The sequence below is a fragment of the Bacillota bacterium genome (assembly GCA_036504675.1).
Classification (GTDB): Bacteria; Bacillota; Sulfobacillia; order JAJYWN01; family JAJZPE01; genus DASXUT01.
Window position 1 is genome coordinate 1 of sequence record DASXUT010000131.1, and the last position, 16,399, is coordinate 16,399.

At 65.9% G+C, this 16,399-nt stretch carries 15 protein-coding genes; all 15 read right to left on the reverse strand.

The features are described 5' to 3' along the window. Nucleotides 1-29: 29 nt before the first annotated feature. The 15 genes from VGL40_09085 to VGL40_09155 all read right to left on the reverse strand — a co-directional run bounded on the left by VGL40_09085 (nucleotide 30) and on the right by VGL40_09155 (nucleotide 16,085). Nucleotides 30-1,010, reverse strand: a complete 981-nt coding sequence (locus VGL40_09085; protein ID HEY3315409.1) for a BMP family protein — start codon at nucleotides 1,008-1,010, stop codon at nucleotides 30-32. Between the two features lie 182 nt (nucleotides 1,011-1,192). Continuing rightward, nucleotides 1,193-2,125 carry an ABC transporter permease gene (locus VGL40_09090; protein ID HEY3315410.1) on the reverse strand — a complete coding sequence of 311 codons (933 nt, stop codon included), beginning with the start codon at nucleotides 2,123-2,125 and terminating at the stop codon, nucleotides 1,193-1,195. Then, nucleotides 2,125-3,204: an ABC transporter permease gene (locus tag VGL40_09095; protein HEY3315411.1), complete on the reverse strand. Its 1,080-nt coding sequence runs from the start codon at nucleotides 3,202-3,204 to the stop codon at nucleotides 2,125-2,127. Before VGL40_09095 ends, VGL40_09090 begins: the two co-directional genes overlap by 1 nt. Next, on the reverse strand, nucleotides 3,182-4,735 hold the full coding sequence (locus tag VGL40_09100; GenBank protein ID HEY3315412.1) for an ABC transporter ATP-binding protein: 1,554 nt from the start codon (nucleotides 4,733-4,735) through the stop codon (nucleotides 3,182-3,184). The genes VGL40_09095 and VGL40_09100 overlap by 23 nt, the downstream gene beginning before the upstream one ends. Nucleotides 4,736-4,849: 114 nt before the next feature. Then, on the reverse strand, nucleotides 4,850-5,779 hold the full coding sequence (locus VGL40_09105; protein HEY3315413.1) for an alpha-ketoacid dehydrogenase subunit beta: 930 nt from the start codon (nucleotides 5,777-5,779) through the stop codon (nucleotides 4,850-4,852). A 47-nt stretch (nucleotides 5,780-5,826) separates the two neighbouring features. Further along, nucleotides 5,827-6,801 carry a thiamine pyrophosphate-dependent dehydrogenase E1 component subunit alpha gene (locus VGL40_09110; GenBank protein HEY3315414.1) on the reverse strand — a complete coding sequence of 325 codons (975 nt, stop codon included), beginning with the start codon at nucleotides 6,799-6,801 and terminating at the stop codon, nucleotides 5,827-5,829. A gap of 63 nt (nucleotides 6,802-6,864) precedes the next feature. Beyond that, nucleotides 6,865-7,626: a flavodoxin family protein gene (locus VGL40_09115; protein ID HEY3315415.1), complete on the reverse strand. Its 762-nt coding sequence runs from the start codon at nucleotides 7,624-7,626 to the stop codon at nucleotides 6,865-6,867. Next, entirely contained in the window at nucleotides 7,623-8,576 is a 954-nt protein-coding gene (mch, locus tag VGL40_09120; GenBank protein HEY3315416.1) for a methenyltetrahydromethanopterin cyclohydrolase, read from the reverse strand. The genes VGL40_09115 and mch overlap by 4 nt, the downstream gene beginning before the upstream one ends. A 1-nt stretch (nucleotide 8,577) precedes the next feature. Continuing rightward, nucleotides 8,578-9,477 carry a lipoyl synthase gene (gene lipA, locus VGL40_09125; GenBank protein HEY3315417.1) on the reverse strand — a complete coding sequence of 300 codons (900 nt, stop codon included), beginning with the start codon at nucleotides 9,475-9,477 and terminating at the stop codon, nucleotides 8,578-8,580. Further along, entirely contained in the window at nucleotides 9,474-10,925 is a 1,452-nt protein-coding gene (gene lpdA, locus VGL40_09130) for a dihydrolipoyl dehydrogenase (GenBank protein HEY3315418.1), read from the reverse strand. The genes lipA and lpdA overlap by 4 nt, the downstream gene beginning before the upstream one ends. Beyond that, nucleotides 10,922-12,334 carry a 2-oxo acid dehydrogenase subunit E2 gene (locus VGL40_09135; GenBank protein HEY3315419.1) on the reverse strand — a complete coding sequence of 471 codons (1,413 nt, stop codon included), beginning with the start codon at nucleotides 12,332-12,334 and terminating at the stop codon, nucleotides 10,922-10,924. The genes lpdA and VGL40_09135 overlap by 4 nt, the downstream gene beginning before the upstream one ends. A gap of 18 nt (nucleotides 12,335-12,352) precedes the next feature. Continuing rightward, nucleotides 12,353-13,777: an amidohydrolase gene (locus VGL40_09140; GenBank protein ID HEY3315420.1), complete on the reverse strand. Its 1,425-nt coding sequence runs from the start codon at nucleotides 13,775-13,777 to the stop codon at nucleotides 12,353-12,355. Nucleotides 13,778-13,908: 131 nt separating this feature from the next. After that, entirely contained in the window at nucleotides 13,909-14,619 is a 711-nt protein-coding gene (locus tag VGL40_09145) for an SDR family NAD(P)-dependent oxidoreductase (protein ID HEY3315421.1), read from the reverse strand. Between the two features lie 718 nt (nucleotides 14,620-15,337). Next, on the reverse strand, nucleotides 15,338-15,703 hold the full coding sequence (gene folB, locus VGL40_09150; GenBank protein ID HEY3315422.1) for a dihydroneopterin aldolase: 366 nt from the start codon (nucleotides 15,701-15,703) through the stop codon (nucleotides 15,338-15,340). A 103-nt stretch (nucleotides 15,704-15,806) separates the two neighbouring features. Next, nucleotides 15,807-16,085 (reverse strand): TIGR04076 family protein, encoded by a 279-nt coding sequence (locus VGL40_09155; protein ID HEY3315423.1) that lies wholly within the window; start codon nucleotides 16,083-16,085, stop codon nucleotides 15,807-15,809. Nucleotides 16,086-16,399 lie beyond the last annotated feature (314 nt).

Genomic DNA, 16,399 nt, shown 5'->3' on the forward strand with positions numbered 1-16,399 from the left:
CCCCCCCCCCCCACGCCACCATCAAGCCCTTACTCGTTCTCGCCCGGGACGTGGATCTCGCCGGACTTGATCTTGGCCGCCGCCTTGTCCACGGCATCAAGAATGGCCTGTGACAGCTTGGCCTTGACCGCCGGGTTCCAGACGATCGCAGCCGCGCCGTCCTTGAGCCCAACCTCCTGGGACTTGCCGTTGAACGTGCCGCCCTTTACCGCCTTGGCCGCGCCTACGTAGGCCAGGCTCATGTCGGTCACGTTCGAAGCGATCACGTTGTTGGGGCCCAGCGAGGTCTGGTCCACGGACATCCCGAAGGTCCAGACCTTCTTCTCCACGCACGCCTGCAGGGCGCCCAGGCCGACCGAGTTGCCGTTGTGCATGATGACGTCGGCCCCCTGCGCTATTTCAGCTAGGGCCGCTTCCTTGCCGGCGGCCACATCATCGTAGTTGCCGATATAAGCTGACTTGAACTTGATATTCGGGTTGACCGACTGGGCCCCGAGCTTGAAGCCACGTTCGGTCTTGGAAATGGCCGGCGTATTGACCCCGCCGACAAACCCGATCGTCCCCGACTTCGAGAGCATCGCGGCGATGATGCCGAACAGGTAGTGCACGTCCTCCGACTTGATGACGATGGGAGCCAGATTGGCGGCTGTCTTGTTCCCGCCAATGGTCATGAAAACGGTCTTCGGGTACTCCGCCGCTACCTGGGCAGCCGCGTCCTGGTACTGGGAACCGTGACCGACGACGAGCTTGTAGCCGTCCTTTCCATACTGCCGGAAGGCGCTGATCATGTCGCTGGGGTTGGCCGCCACAGCGTAGCTGGTCTCCGCCCCGAGCTGGTCCTTGATGGCCATCAGTCCGGCATAACCGGAGGCATTCCAGCCCTGGTCATTGATGCTGCCCGGAACCAGGAGGCCGACTTTGAACGTTGGCGATGCCTTCTGACCGCTCGAGCAACCGCCAACAGCGAGAATCAAGAGGGTTACCATAACTACCGCAACGACTTTCTTCAACTTGGCTTCCTCCTCCAAAGTCATGACTTTGTCATCGCCTGATCAGTCATGGAGCGTTGAGAAACTGGTCTTGACTTCGGCAACCGCGCCGGCCACCTCGGCCGACTTCGTCGTTCCTCCCTGTTCCCATCTCCTTTCCGGGTCCGCATCCAACCCTCCAACATTTGGCCGCCCTGGGTCACCTACGACTTCCGGTACGGGATCCCAAGGGCCGCCGGGCTCCCAGAACGTTTCTTGCTTACGACGATGACGCTCAGGATGGTCAGGACATAGGGCAGCATCAGAACCAGGTTGGTGGGGATGTTGTTGCCCAGGATCTGAATGCGCACCTGAAGGGCGCTGGCCCCGCCGAAGATCAGGGAGCCGGCCAGGATTCCCAAGGGGTTCCAGCGTCCGAGGATGACCACGGCCAAGGCGATAAAGCCGCGTCCGGAGGTCATCCCCTCCACAAAGGTGTTGACGTAGCCGATGGACAGGAACGCCCCAGCCAGCCCGGCCATGACACCGCCGAAGAGAGTCGACACCCAGCGGACTCTCAGCACGTTGATCCCCAACGTGTCGGCCGCCCTCGGGTGTTCTCCGGTGGCGATGATCACGTTGCCGAGCGAGGTCCGAGCGAGCAACACCCACAGGGCCACGCAGGTCAGAAGGGACATGTAGACCAAGACGTTCTGATGGAAGAGCATCGGCCCAAGGACCGGGATCCGCGACAGACCCGGTATGGGCACGCTCGGGAACGGCGAGACCAGCTGTGCGTTGCTTGTGGTGACGAAAAGGCTGCGGTATAAGAACCCGGTCAGGCCAAGGCCCAAGAGGTTTATGGCCGTCCCGACAACGACCTGGTCGGCTCGAAGAGTGATTGCCGCCAGGGCGAAGATGGCCGCCACGAGGAGCCCGGCCGAGGCCCCGGAGATGAGTCCCACAAGCAGGGAGCCGGTGGCATAGGTCGTGGCGAAGGCGACAAACGCGCCGACCAACATCTCGCCCTCGATGCCGACGTTGATGATCCCGGATTTCTCGGCGACGTTCTCCCCGAGGGCGGTCAACAGGATCGGCGTGGCCAGTCGCATCGACGACTGGGCCCAAATACCCAGAGCAATAAGCAACGCCGACATCAGACCACCCCCCGTCGGCTCCGAAGGAACCTGAGGCCGAGGCCGTTCCCCTGAAACTGAACGGCACAAGCCACGAACAACACGATCAGGGATTGGAAGACACTTACGAAAACGGACGAGACGCCGGCGGTCTGTTGCATCATCATCGAACCGGAGCTGAGTGCGCCAAACAGGATTGACGTGAAGATGACCCCAACCGGGCTGTTGGCAGCCATGAGAGCCACGGCGATGGCCGTGTAACCATATCCCGGCGAGAACCCCTCGAACAGGCGGTAGGCTACGCCGGACATCTCGACGCCGCCGCCGAGCCCAGCCAAACCACCGCTGATGCACATGACCAGGAAGACCGTGCGCGGAACGCGGATGCCGTATGCCCTGGCGGCGGTCGGGTTAAGGCCGACCGCCCGGACCTCAAAGCCAAAATAGCTCCGGGACAGGACGACGCCAAGGAGAAGGGCCAGGATCACCCCGATGACGTAGCCGAGATGGAGCCACTGCCCGGGAATAACCATTGGCAGCCTGGCGGACTCGGCGATGGCCGCCGTCTGGGGGATGCCGCCGCTCACGTCCTTCAACGGGCCGTGGACCACATAACCAAGGAGGTTCAACCCGATGTAGTTGAGCATGATCGTCGTGATGACCTCGGAAATCCCCCGTGACACCTTGAGGTAGGCGGGAAGAAGACCGAAGAGCGCTCCACCGGCCGCGGCGACGATGAGGAGCAGGGGCAGAGCCACCACTTTGGGGAGGTTCCCAACCAAGGGCCCGAGCCAGGCGACCATCATCCCGCCGGCCAGGAACTGGCCCTCGGCTCCAATGTTGAAGACGTTGGCCTTGAAGGCAAAGGCCACGGCCATGCCGGTGAATAGAAGCGGGCTGGCCTTCACCAGCGTGTCGGTGAAGGAGCCGAGGCTGCCGAAGGATGCCTGGAACAAGGCCCCATAGGCGGCGCCGGCGCTATAGCCACCCAGTCCCATCAGGACGGCCCCCAGGAGTAGGGCAAAGACCAGCGCGAGTAGCGGCATGACCACTGGTTTGGCCAACTGTCTCAGGCGGTCATTGAACGGCAGTCTGATCACCCCCGGTCAGCGCGGTGGGTCTGGTGGCCGACGGGGACCCGGCCATGAGCAGGCCGAGTTCCTCGGTGGACGCATCGGGCGAGGTGATGCCGACAATCCGTCCTCTATACATCACCGCGATCCGATCGCTGAGGGCCCTGATCTCGTCGAGATCTGAGGAGATCAAAACCACCGCCTTCATTCGCTTACGCTCCTCAAGGAGGCGGCCGTGGACGAACTCCGTCGCCCCGATGTCCAGCCCGCGCGTGGGCTGCGAGGCGATCAGGATGTCGGTCTCCCGCCCGAGTTCTCGGGCCAGGATGACTTTCTGCTGATTGCCTCCGGACAGATGCTCCACCCTGGCGCTTTCGTCCGTTGCCCGGATGTCGAATTCCTTCATCATTGCCCGGGCATGTTCCCTGACCGGCTGCTCATCAAGGAGGAACCCTCGACTGTATGACGCGGCCCGCTGACTTCCCAGGAGAATGTTGTCGGCCACGGAAAACGGCATGATCAGGCCCTTCGCCTGACGGTCTTCGGGTATGTAACCAAGCCCTTTCGACAGTCGCGTGTCGACCGGCCATCGGTCGGCCCTTTGGCCGAAGAACTCAATCGTCCCGCCGGCCAGGGGTCGGAGGCCGACAAGAGCCTCGCCCAGTTCCATCTGCCCGTTGCCATCGACGCCGGCGATGCCGAAGATCTCGCCCCGGTGGACCTCGAAGTCGACTCCGTTCACGGCCATGAGCCCCTTATCCCCGACCGCGCTCACTCCGTTGACCCTCAGGGCGACCTCGCCCGGCTGCGTCTGCTCCTCGCGACGAACTCGGGCCAAATCCCGCCCGACCATCATCTTGGCCAAGGTGCTCCGAGTGGCCTCATGGCCGGCGAGGGTGCCGACGACACGGCCCTGGCGCATGACCGTGATTCGATCGGCGTTGGCCAGCACCTCTTCGAGCTTGTGAGTGATGACGACGACCGAGTGACCCTTCTGGGCGAAAGCCCGCAGCGACGCAAAAAGGCTCAGCGACTGACTCTCCGTGAGGACAGCCGTGGGCTCGTCAAGGATGATCACCCGGGCCTTGCGGTAGAGAACTTTAAGGATCTCGACCCTTTGCTGGACGCCCACCGGCAACTGCCAGACGTAGTCGCTCGGGTTAACCTCCAGGCCAAACTCCCCGGCCAAGGCTGAGACTAACTGGTTCAGCGCCTTCCTCCTCTGGAACAGCCCAAGCCCACGGCAGCCGAGGGCTACGTTCTGAGCCACCGTCAGCACGGGCACGAGCATGAAGTGCTGATGGACCATGCCGATTCCGAGGTCTATTGCATCGCGTGGCGAGCCGAGGTTCACTTCGCGCTCGTCCATGATGATCCGTCCCTCGTCCGGCTGGTACAACCCATAGAGAACCGACATCAGGGTCGATTTTCCGGCGCCGTTCTCTCCGAGCAGAGCATGGATCTCGCCCTTCTCCAGAGAAAAATCAACGTGGTCGTTGGCCAGCACGCCGGGGAAGCGCTTTGTGATCCCGCGCAATTCGAGCAAGGGTTGACCCAAGCGAACCCTCTCCTCCGGTGCGTTGTCTTGAAGCGCTGTGAACGCGTGCACTGTCAATCGTCGGGGTCCTGCGGCCCCCGGCCCGGACGCGGGCCGGGGGCTTCGCTCAATATCTCAGTTGTCGATGACCTTGCGGACGGCCTTGGCGATGTCGGCCGGGCCAGGGGTGACGTAGTCCTCGATGACCGGGGCGAAACCGACCGGGACGTCGAGGGAGTTGACTCGCTCGACCGGGGCCTTGAGGTCCTTGAAGGCCTCTTCCATGATCACCGCCGAGATCTCGGAGTTGATGCTGCCGGTCTTCGGGGCCTCGTTGACCAGGACGATGCGGCCGGTCTTCTTCAGCGACGCGAGGACGGTCGCTTGGTCGAAGGGGATGAGGGTCCGCAGGTCGATGACCTCGCAGGAGATCTCCTCTTCGGCGGCCAGCTTCTCGGCCGCGGCCAGGGCGTAGTGGACCTGCTTCAGGCTGGCCACGACGGTCACGTCGGTGCCCGGACGCTTGACCTCGGCGACGCCGATGGGCAGGGTGTACGACTCCTCGGGGACCTCACCGGTCGTCCCATAGAGCATCTTGTGCTCGAGGAAGATGACCGGGTTGTCGTCGCGGATGGCGGCGATCAGGAGGCCCTTGGCGTCGTAAGGGGTCGACGGGCCGACCACGGTCAGCCCGGGGATGTTCTGGAACCAGGCCTCGGGGTTCTGTGAATGGTGATAGGCGGCCCGGAAGCCGGCGCCGGAAGCGGTCCGGACGACGATCGCCGCCGAGGCCTTGCCTTCGAACATGTAATGGGCCTTGGCGCTGTTGTTGACCAGCTGGTCGTAGCACTCGGTGATGAAGTCCGAGAACATGATCTCGACAATCGGCCGCAGCCCGACAAAGGCGGCGCCGTTGGCCACGCCGAGGATGGCCGCCTCGGAGAGCGGCGTGTCCCGGACCCGGTCCGGGCCGAACTTGGCCAAAAGGCCCATGGTGGCGCCGAAATCGCCGCCCATCCGGGCGACGTCCTCGCCGAGGAGGATGACCCGGCTGTCATTGGCCATCTCCTGGTGAAGGGCCTCGTTGATGGCGGTGACGAAGTTGATCGTTCTCACTTGCCGGCCACCTCTCTTCCCACGTAGACGAAGCGCAGGGCATCCTCGATGGTCGGCGTCGGGCTGTCGATGGCGAACTTGAGGGCGTCCTGGATCTCCCGCTCGACGTCGTCCGCGATCGCCTTGAGGGCGGCCTCATCGGTCAACTTCTTCCCAAGGAGCTGGGTCCGCAGATGCTTGATGGGGCACTTTTCTTTCCAGGCCGCGAGTTCTTCGGCCGGGCGGTAGGAGGCCGGGTCGCCGGAGAAGTGGCCCTGCCAACGGTAGGTCTTCAGTTCGACGATGGTCGCGCCATCGCCGCGGCGGGCGCGGTCGGCCGCTTCCTTGACCGCGGCGGCCACGGCTTCGACGTCGTTGCCGTCGACGGTCACCCCGGGGATGTTGTAGGCGCAGCCCATCTTGGCCAGGTCGGCCAGGGGGTGGGCGTCGGTCGCCCGGGTCGAGATGGCGTAGCCGTTGTTGACCAGGACGTAGACGATCGGGAGCTTCCAGATGCCGGCCAGGTTGAGGCTTTCGTGGAACTCGCCGCGGCCGACCGTGCCGTCACCGAGGAAGTCGAAGGTGATCGACTTGGTCTTCTTGACCTGGGCCGAGACGGCCAGCCCACAGGCGGTGGCCATGGTCGAACCCTGGATGGCGTTGTTGCCGATGTTGCCTCGCTTCAGGTCGGCCACGTGCATGCTGCCGCCGCGGCCGCCGTTGGTGCCGGTCTTCTTGCCGAAGATCTCGGCCATCACTTCCCGGGTCGGGGTACCGACCATCAGGCAGACGCCGTGACCGCGGTGGTCGGGGAGAACGTAGTCGCCGGGCTCGAAGGCCGACATCGCGCCGACCTGGGAGGCCTCCTGCCCGATGCCGAGGTGAAGGAAACCCGGAATGTAGCCCTTCTTGGCGTACTCTTCCATGGTCTCCTCGAAGCGCCGGACGAGGACCATCTTGCGGTAGTAATCGAGGAGCTTCTGTTTGTCCATCGCCACTGACCAGAACCTCGCTTTCGTCTTTCTGTTTTTGGGCTAGGGGTCTATGGGCTGAAGCTATTCAACCTGATTCAGTCGCCGGGCGGCCTGCCGGCCCAACTTGACCACGGCCGCTTCGCCGGCCAGCTTGGCCCCGTAGACTCGGGCCAGGGGGAGGGCCGCTTCGTGCTTCGTGGCGTAATCGACCCACTCATCGCCGGCCACCGCCCCGGCCGGTTCGGCCACCGAGGCTACCCCGCGGTACCCCTGATGCTCGGCCAGGGTGATCGGGATCATCTGGGTGGCCAGGAAGAAGTCGATGAGTTGCCCGAGGACGGCTTCCTGGCCGCCGTGGCGGGCGCCGCCGACGGCCACCGCCCCGCCGACCTTGCCCGCCATGACGCTGGTGATCGCCTCGTCGGCGAAGCGGGACAGGGCGTTGCACCGATCCATCAGGCACCGCAGGGTCCCGGGGAGACCGGCGTGGAAGACCGGGGCGACCAGGATGACCGCGTCGGCCTCGACCATCTTGGCCAATACCTCCGGGGCATCGTCCTTGTAAACGCAGGCCCGCCAGGGCTCGACGGGGGCGGCCGGCCCGTGGCACTTGTCGTGGCACGTTCCGCGGCAGGTGGCAATCCGCTTTCCCGCCAGGGTCACCAGCTCGACCTGGGCGCCGGCCGCGGCCGCCCCGTCGAGGGCCGCCTGGGCCAACATCTCGCTGTTGCCGCCGTGCCTGATGCTGCCGGCGATGGCCAGGAGCTTCACCCCGGCCGCGGCCACCGCCGGATTGACGAGCGTTCGGCCCGCGCCGGTCCCGGCCGCAGGCGTGGCGGTCATTTCAGGAAGGTCTCCTTGAGGACGTCGTAGTCCAGGTGGCCGGCGGCGAACGAGCTGCCGGTGGCCAGGTTGTGGAGGTGCACCCGCGCCGGGGCGTGGATGTTGTGCTGGATCTGGTAGAAGTCGCGGTTGTTCTCGACGAAGATGTCGGCGAAAGGCTTACCGTGGAGGCTGGCGGCCTCGCTGACAATCTTGTTGATCACTCGCGCGCAGGCCTCGTCGGTGGTCCGCACCCAGAAGTCGGACACGCCGCCGTAGAGGAGGGCGTCGTTGATCCGCCCCATCGTCTTGAGCTTGTCGTCGGCGACGGGGGCGATCGGCGCGGTGCCCCAGGCCCAGAGGATCGACTCGATGGGGAAGTCCTCTTCCTGAAGACGGTGGATGGTCTGCTCGACCGAACGGGCCGAGACCTGGACCGATGTCGTGATCGAGGTGTTCGAGGCGACCGGCAGGTAGACCTTATCGGGGGCCACGCCGCAGGCCTTGGCCACGGCGATGGCCATGTCGTCGGTGGGCAGGGAGTCCATCTGCAGGCAGAGGACGACCTCGTCGTGGTGGTCGCGGTAGCTGATGCGGTGGACGTAGGTGTCGGACGGGATCTTGCCCTGGGCCCGGGCCGGGCCGGAGCCGATCACCGAGAAGGCCCCCCCGCTGAGCTGCCACCCGGCGATCTGGCAGCCGAAGGTGGCGATGAGCGGCTGGTCGATCCGAACGTCGATCGACGGCAGGTAGATGTCGCCCAGCATGAACTGGCCGAGCGAGGCCGCGCCGAGGGCGCCCATGGTCATCTCGCTGAAGAGACGGCCGGCCTCCCAGCCGCCGTTCCGCTCGACGCCCATGTCGATGACGGTCGCCCCGCAGGGCAGCTTGGAGATGGCGGCATCGAGCCTGTCCGCCTCATCGATGGCCCGTTTGATGAGTTTGACTGTTTCCTTGTTGACGCTGACCAACTCAAGACCCCCTGACTTCGGGCGACCGGCCCGACGCGCCGGCGATCCGACGCATCTCCGCCGCCCGATATGAACTGCGCACCAAAGGCCCGGAGGAGACCTCGGCGAACCCCAGGGCCATGGCCTTCTTCTCGAACTCGGCGAACTCGGCCGGCGGCACCATTCGGGTCACCGGCAACTGGTGGGGCGACGGCCTCAGGTACTGGCCCAGGGTGAGGAGGCGACAGCCGGCCTGAAGGAGGTCGACCATGACCTGCTCCACTTCCTCCGCCGTCTCGCCCAGGCCGAGCATCAGCCCGGACTTGACGGCCGGCGCGACCGAGGCGGCCGTGGCCAGCACCTCCAGGGACCGGCGGTAGACGGCCTGCGGTCTGACCTTGGAATACAGGCGCGGCACCGTCTCGACGTTGTGGTTGAAGACTTCCGGGGCCGCCGCCAGGACCTTGCCCAAAGCGGCGCGGTCGCCGAGGAAGTCGGGGACGAGGACCTCGACGGTCGTCCCGGGGGTGGCCTTGCGCACGGCGCTGATGCAGTCGGCAAAGATGCCGGCGCCGCCGTCGGGGAGGTCGTCGCGGGTGACCGAGGTGATGACCACGTGCTTCAGGCCCAGGCGCCTGGTGGCTTCAGCCACCCGGGCCGGCTCGTCGTGGTCGACCGGCAGGGCGGTGTCCCGCGGGGAGGCGTGCTTGACCCCGCAGAAGGCGCAGTGGCGGGTGCAGGTGTCGCCCATGATCAGGAAGGTCGCCGTCCGCTCGTTGTAGCACTCCCAGATGTTCGGGCAGGAGGCTTCCTCACAGACGGTGTGCAACCCGAGGTCGCGAAGGGTCCCGTCGACCATCGGGGCCGGCCCCTCGGCCGGGACCCGGACGACCAGCCAGTCGGGCCACTCCTGGGCGCTCACTTGTGGATGGCCTCCCCGCGGCAATCGAGGACGGCCTCCTTGACCGACTCAGTCAGGGTCGGGTGCGGGTGGATGACCTGAGCAAAGTCATCGATGGTGCTTCCGTGGTGGAGGGCCAGGGCGGCTTCGGCGATCAACTCCGAGGCGTGCGGCCCGATGATGTGGACCCCGAGGAGTTGACCGGAGCCGGACTCGGCGACGACCTTGACCAGACCTTCGGACTTGGCCATGGCCAGAGCCCGGCCGCTGTTGCTGAAGGGAAACCGACCGACGGCGACCTCGTAGCCCTCTTCCCGGGCGGCCGCTTCGGTCATTCCGACGGCCGAGACCTCCGGGTCGGTGTAGATGCAGCGGGGGATGATTCCTTGGCTGAAGCGGGACCGGCGGCCGAGGGCGTTCTCGACGGCGACGATCCCTTGCTCGAAAGCGACGTGGGCGAGGAGGATCCCGCCGGTGACGTCGCCGGCGGCGAAGATGCCGGGGACGCTCGTCCGCATGGTCGCATCGACGGGGATCTCGCCCCGGCGACCGGCCGCCAGGCCGGCGGCCTCGAGGTTCAGGCCGGCCGTGTTCGGACGCCGTCCGATGGCCGCCAGGACGCGGGCCACGTCGACGGTCTGCGGGCCGCTCGGCGTGGCCAGGCGGATCCGCAGGGCGGCGCCGCCGCCGGCCTCGACATCGGAGGCCGGGTCAAGCCGTTCGACCAGTTCCACCCGGGCGCCGGTGATGACCCTGACGCCCCGGGCTTCCATGTAGTACTGCAGGGCCTGGCCCATCTCGGCGTCTTCCGTCGGGATGAGACCGGGCAACATCTCGATGATCGTGACCTTGCTGCCGAGGGAGGCGTAGATGGTGGCGAACTCACAGCCGACCGCCCCGCCGCCGATCACCGCCAGGGTGGGCGGGACGTCGGTCGGGACGAGAGCCTCATCGCTGCCGATGACCCCGGGCAGTTCCAGGCCGGGGATGGGTGGCTGCCAGGCCGATGAGCCGGTGCAGATGACGGCCTGCTCGAAGGAGACCCGCTCCTCGTGACCGCCGCCTCCCGCCGTGGTGGCCGCGCCGCCCGACTGGACGGCGACCTCACGGGGCCCGACGAAGCGTGCCCGCCCGGGGATTATCTCGATGCCACGGCTCGGGAGGAGCACGCCGAGGGCGTCGCGGAGGGTCCGGGTGACTTCTTCCTTGCGCCGGACCATCACGCCGAGGTCGACCGAGGCGCCGGTCACCGTGATCCCATGCTGGGTGGCGGTGGCCCCGGCGATCGCCCGGTACAGCCCGGAGCTTTCAATCAGGCTCTTGGTCGGGACGCAGCCGCGGTTCAGGCAGGTCCCGCCGAGCTCGGCCACCTCGACCAGGAGCGGTTTGGCTCCCAGTTGGGCGGCGCGCAGGGCGGCCACATAACCGGCCGGCCCGCCGCCGACGATCAGAAGCTTGGTCTGTCTCATAACCCATTCCCCAGACCGAGCAGAGTGTACGGGGCTTCGAGGTAGCCGACGACGGTATTGAGGAAGCGGGCGGCCGTGGCCCCGTCGATGACCCGGTGGTCGTGGGTCAGGCTGAGGACCATTTCCTTGCCTGGGACGACCTGGCCGTTCTCGACGACCGGCCGGTCGGCGATCCGCCCGACGCCCAGGATGACGCTTTCGGGCTGGTTGATGATGGGGGTGAAGACGTCGATCCCGAACATGCCGAGGTTGGTCACCGTCAGGGTGTTGCCGACGACGTCGTCGGGCTCGAGGGCGCCGCGGCGGGCCATCTCGGCGAGGCCCTTGATCCGGGCCGACAGCTGGCTCAGGCCGAGGGTATCGGCCCGGTGGACGACCGGGACGATGAGGCCGTCACCGAGGTCGACGGCGATGCCGAGGTTGATCTCGGCGTGGGTGGTCACGTTCTGGCCGTCGAAGCTGACGTTGATCTCGGGGTGGCGGCGGAGCGACAGGGCCACGGCCCTGACGATGAGGTCGGTGTAGGTGAGCTTGACGCCGCCCTCGCGCGCCAGGCGGGGAACCAGGGACTCGCGGAGCCGGACCAGCTCGCCCACGTTGACGCTGCGGCTGATGGTGGTCTGGGCGGCGACGGTCATGCTCTCCATCATCCGGCGGGCGATGACCATCCGCATGTCGCTGGCCGGGACGGTTTGATCGGCGGAGGGCAGGTTGGTGGTGGCGGCGGCGCGCTCGACGTCCTCGGTGAGGATCCGGCCGTCGGGGCCGGTCCCCTGGATCAGGGACAGGTCGAGGCCCTTCTCTTCAGCCAGCTTCCTGGCGGCCGGCGAGGCCTTCACCGGGCCGGCGTTGGGCGTGGCGGCGGCGACGGCGGGAGCCGTGTTCATGGCTGACGGCCCGGTCTTCTTGGCGGCCAGGGCCTTCTCGACGTCCTCGCGGAGGATCCGTCCGGCCGGGCCGCTGCCGACGACGGTGGATAGGTCCAGACCGGCTTCCTCAGCCAGTTTGCGGGCGATGGGGGAGACCTTCAGGGAGTCGCCGGCCGGGGCCGGATAGACCGGCTGAGCCGCGGGCCCGGCGGGTGCCGCGGCAGTCTTGGCAGCGGCGATGGGAGCGGAGGCGCCGGCGACGATGTTCGAAACGGCCGGGGCGGTGGAGGCCGCCTTGAGGGCCTCGCTGATGTCCTCACCGGCCGAGCCGATGATGGCCAGCGGGGTTAGGACGGGCACGGTGGCCCCTTGAGCGACGAGGATCTTGCGAACGACGCCGTCAGCCGGGGCCTCGACGACGTTGGCGATCTTCTCGGTGGTCACCTGGACGATGGTCTGGCCCTTGGTGACCGAGTCGCCTTCAGCGACGAGCCACTTGACTACCTTGCCTTGGATCATGGTCAAGCCCAGTTTGGGCATTGCCACCTGAGTTGCCAATCAATCCACGTCCCTTCGGTTACTTTGGGGCAGAGAGCGCCATGGACGGCGCCGCACGTTCTCCGCCGTGCCGGCCCGCTCGGCCAGGTCGGCCGAGACCTGCTGGGCCCGGGCCAGGAAGGCCCGTTCATCGACGGTGACGGCCTGGCCGTCGTCGATGAGGACGCGGCCGTCCACGACGACCGTGGCGACGTTGTCCACGCCGCCTGAGTAGACGAGGGTTGAGACTGGGTGGTGCATGGGCACCGAACGCGGCGCCCGGGTGGGGTCGAAGATGAAGAGGTCGGCCCGTTTGCCGGGTTCCAACGAACCGATGCGGTCGGCCATCCCGAGCGACCGTGCCCCGTCAATGGTCGCCATCTCGAGGACCTTCTCGGCGGTGATGACCACCGGGTCCATGGTGACCACCTTGTGCATGAGGACGGTCATCTTGAGGGCCTCGATCATGTCCTGGGTGTTGTTGCTGGCCGCCCCGTCGGTGCCGAGGGAGCAGGTCAGACCCTCGCGGATCATGGCCGGCACCGGAGCGACTCCAGAGGCCAAGTACATGTTGCTGACCGGGTTGTGAGAGATCTTGACAGCGTAGCGGGCGGCCCGCGTGATCTCCTCCGGTGTGACGTGGACCATGTGGACCAGGAGGACATCCGGACCAAGTATGCGGGCTTTCTCCAGGGCCGCGAAGTCGCTGGTCACCCCGTGCTCCACGGCCGCGGCCTCGCGGTCCCAGGGGGTCTCCGAGGTATGGATGGTCAGACCGGTCTTGGTTTCAGTGGCCAGGGCCCGGGCGCCGCGGAGGGCTTCGGGGGTGTTACCCCAGACTGAGCCCGGGGCCAACCAGACGCGGAGCCGGTCGTTGTCGGCCCCGTGATAGGCGTCATATAGCCGGCAGAAATCGGCGAAGGCCCGCTCAGCCGTGGTGCGCATCGCGGGCGGGATGCCGAACTTCTCACCGGCCACGGTCATCCCGCGGGCCAGGATGGCCCGGATGCCGACCTCGCGGAACCCGCGGATGGTCTCATCGCCGAGCCCCGGCACGGGGTGGCAGTAGTTGTAGTCGAGGATCGTGGTCGTCCCGCTGTGCAGGGCATCCAGGCAGCCGAGGACGGCCGAGGTGTAGATCTCGGTCTCCCGGAAGCGGACGGCGCTCGGCAGGGTGGCCGTGACCAGCCACTCCGAGAGGGGCCGGTCGTCGCCCAGCCCTTTCAGCAAGGACTGAAAGAGGTGGGTGTGGGTGTTGACGAAACCGGGGAAGACGGCCGAGCCGGTGGCGTCGATGACCCGCCGGGCCTCGGCCCCGTCGAAGTCGGAAACCTTGCCGACGGCGGCGATCGAGTCACCGGTGATGGCCACAGCCCCGGGGAAGATGATCTCTCGTTTGGCGTTGAGGGTCACGACATGTGCGTTCTTGATTAGCAGGTCGTACATGAGACCACCTCCTCCCAAATCGCTTGTCAACGGCTCACTCGGCCGGCGGGCTGGGGGCCGGCTTGCCCCGGCAGGCCCCTGGCGAATCAGGCTTGGCGGCGCGAGCGAGGAAAGAATCGCGCTGGTTCATTTCAGGCACGATTCCCGAAGACATCGAGGTCCGTCCCGGTCATCCCGGAGGACGCGTCGGAGGCCAGGAACAAAGCGACATCGGCGATCTGCTCAGGCTTGAGGAGATCGTCGGGATTGACGCTCATCCGGCCGCGGACGGCCGGCGTGTCGGTGAGGCCGAGGTTGATCGCGTTCACTCGGACATTGTAGGGCTTCATCTCATCGGCCATGATCCGGGTGATCCCGAGCATCCCGGCCTTGGTGGCGGCGTAGGTGCCAAAGCCGGGGAAGGGAACCTTGGCCGCGGCCGAGGAGATGTTGACGATCCGGCCCTGGCGGCGGGCCATCATCTCCCGACCGCAGTACTTCATGAACAGGAAGGCCCCGGTCAGGTTGGTGGCGATGACTCGCTCCCAGTCCTTGAGCTCGGTGTCGACGACGGCGGCCGGGACGATCACCCCGGCGTTGTTGACCATCACGTCGAGCCGGCCGAACTCGGCCAGGGTCCGAGAGACGATGGCCTTGACCGCCGCCTCGTCGGCGACGTCGGCGGCGATGGCCAGCGCCCGGGCGCCCTTCTGACGGCACTCCTCGGCGACCTTATCGATGGCCGCTTGAGTCCTGGCCACGAGGACCACGGACGCGCCGGCTCCGGCGAACTTGATGGCGATGCTGCGGCCAACCCCTTGGCCCGCGCCGGTGACGATGGCTACCTGTCCGGTAAGTTTCACTCTCTTGTCTACCTCCCCGGTTGAACCGACGATGCAACGGCCGGGACACGGCTGGCGCAATCGCCGAATGATGCGACAATGGAATCGAGGGGACTGCCTCGTCTCAGAGTTGTGACCCATCAAGGTTGTGGCCCATCAAGCCCATTGGCTTCACGGGTGAAGGCACAACTCATTAACGCCTGTCGTCCAAGTGTTAGACGTCTGACGTATGACAGCATAACACATATTTCGCCTGGGGTGACCAGAATCCTGCGTGTTACGGAGGGTGTCTCGGTGCAAAAATTATCCCAGGTCATTCAGGCTGTGCCGGAACTGTAAAGAAACGCGGGAACTACGAGCGGTTCCTGCCAACGGCGCCACTAAAGAATGTAGCGACTTTGCTTACGAGCGCCGAGAGGCGCCCTTTTAGCCAACCTACCGAACTGCCCAAGACCATGCGGCGGGCCCTGCTCACCGGACCGGAACAGATCACCCTGGAGACTCTCCCGGTCCCCGAACCGGCCCCCGACCAGCTGCTTGCCGACCGACCCGGAACAATCACCCTTGAGGGAGGCCCTGGCCGAAGCCAGAGCGGCCGGGGCGAAGCTGGTCGGCGGGGCGCAACGTTGAGGCGTCGGGCCGACGAGGATCGCGCCGACAAGGAAATGACGGGGGAAGGACGCGCGTCGCCGCGGCCTTCCCCCGTCTTGGTCTCTGGTCTCCTGGCGGGATCCCTGGCTCAATAGGCGGGGCCTTCCCGGACGATCCGGACGGCGGCGTACTCCATCGCCCCACCGGCCGGCGCGCCGGGCTTGATGATCGTCACCGTGCACTTGCCGGTCGGCTTGAGCTTGAGGATCTCCTCGGCGATGCGCTCGGCCAACTTCTGGATGAGGTTGTAGCGTTCCTCGGTGACTATCCGCTTGGTGGTCTGGTAGGCCTCGACGTAGCCAAAGCCGCTCAGCTTGTCGGTGGCGATGTCCTGGCCCATCTCGTACTCCATCTCGAGGTCGACGGTGAACTTCTGGCCGAGGACGGCTTCCTCGGGAGCGCAACCGTGGTAACCCCAGAAGGTCATGCCCTTGCAGATCAGAGTGTCTTTCATCGTCATCATCCTTCCTTTCGCTGACTCCTATTGTTGGCGGTCACGGGCGGAAAGAAACGTACACGGTCGGGCAAAGCCCGGTCAGTCGATCAAGAGCCGGCGGTCATGAAACCCTCTCGACGGTCACGACCACCTTGGAGAACGGGTCATTGCAGGCCGTCATGGCCTTGCCGTTCTTCTCCCAAGGGAGCTTGCCGCCATGGGCCATGGTCATGATCGCCGGCGTTACGTTGTGGAGTAGTTCGAGGCACTTGATCGTCTGGTTCTTGATGGTCAGGCAGTGCTCGGCGTCGACGGTGAAGCTGTCTCCGACCTGGATTCCGGCCGAGCAAGGATGAGCCCTGTCGAGAGAAACCACGGTCACTTTGATCAGGTTGGCCATCTTGTCTTGTCCTCCTCCGTCGCTTGATGATGGGCGTACCACGGGGTTCGAGGTTCGGTCTCGGGTCGGGTCGCTTCGTCGACGTCCAACTATGATACGCTCCACCGGGGCCCTTTTCCTGCCGGCGGGTCCAAAGCAACCGGAGCGTTCCCTTGATTGGATACCCCCGAAGACGCGGCAATACCCGGCTTGGGGCCGGGTATTTCGGTCGAACGTTGAACCTTATTCCAGGGGGCGGCGCACACCAACCGGGCCTCAGGGACGCAGTTGGACGCCGGCAAAGTCCAACCGTGTGGTGTACGAGTCTGGTGGCG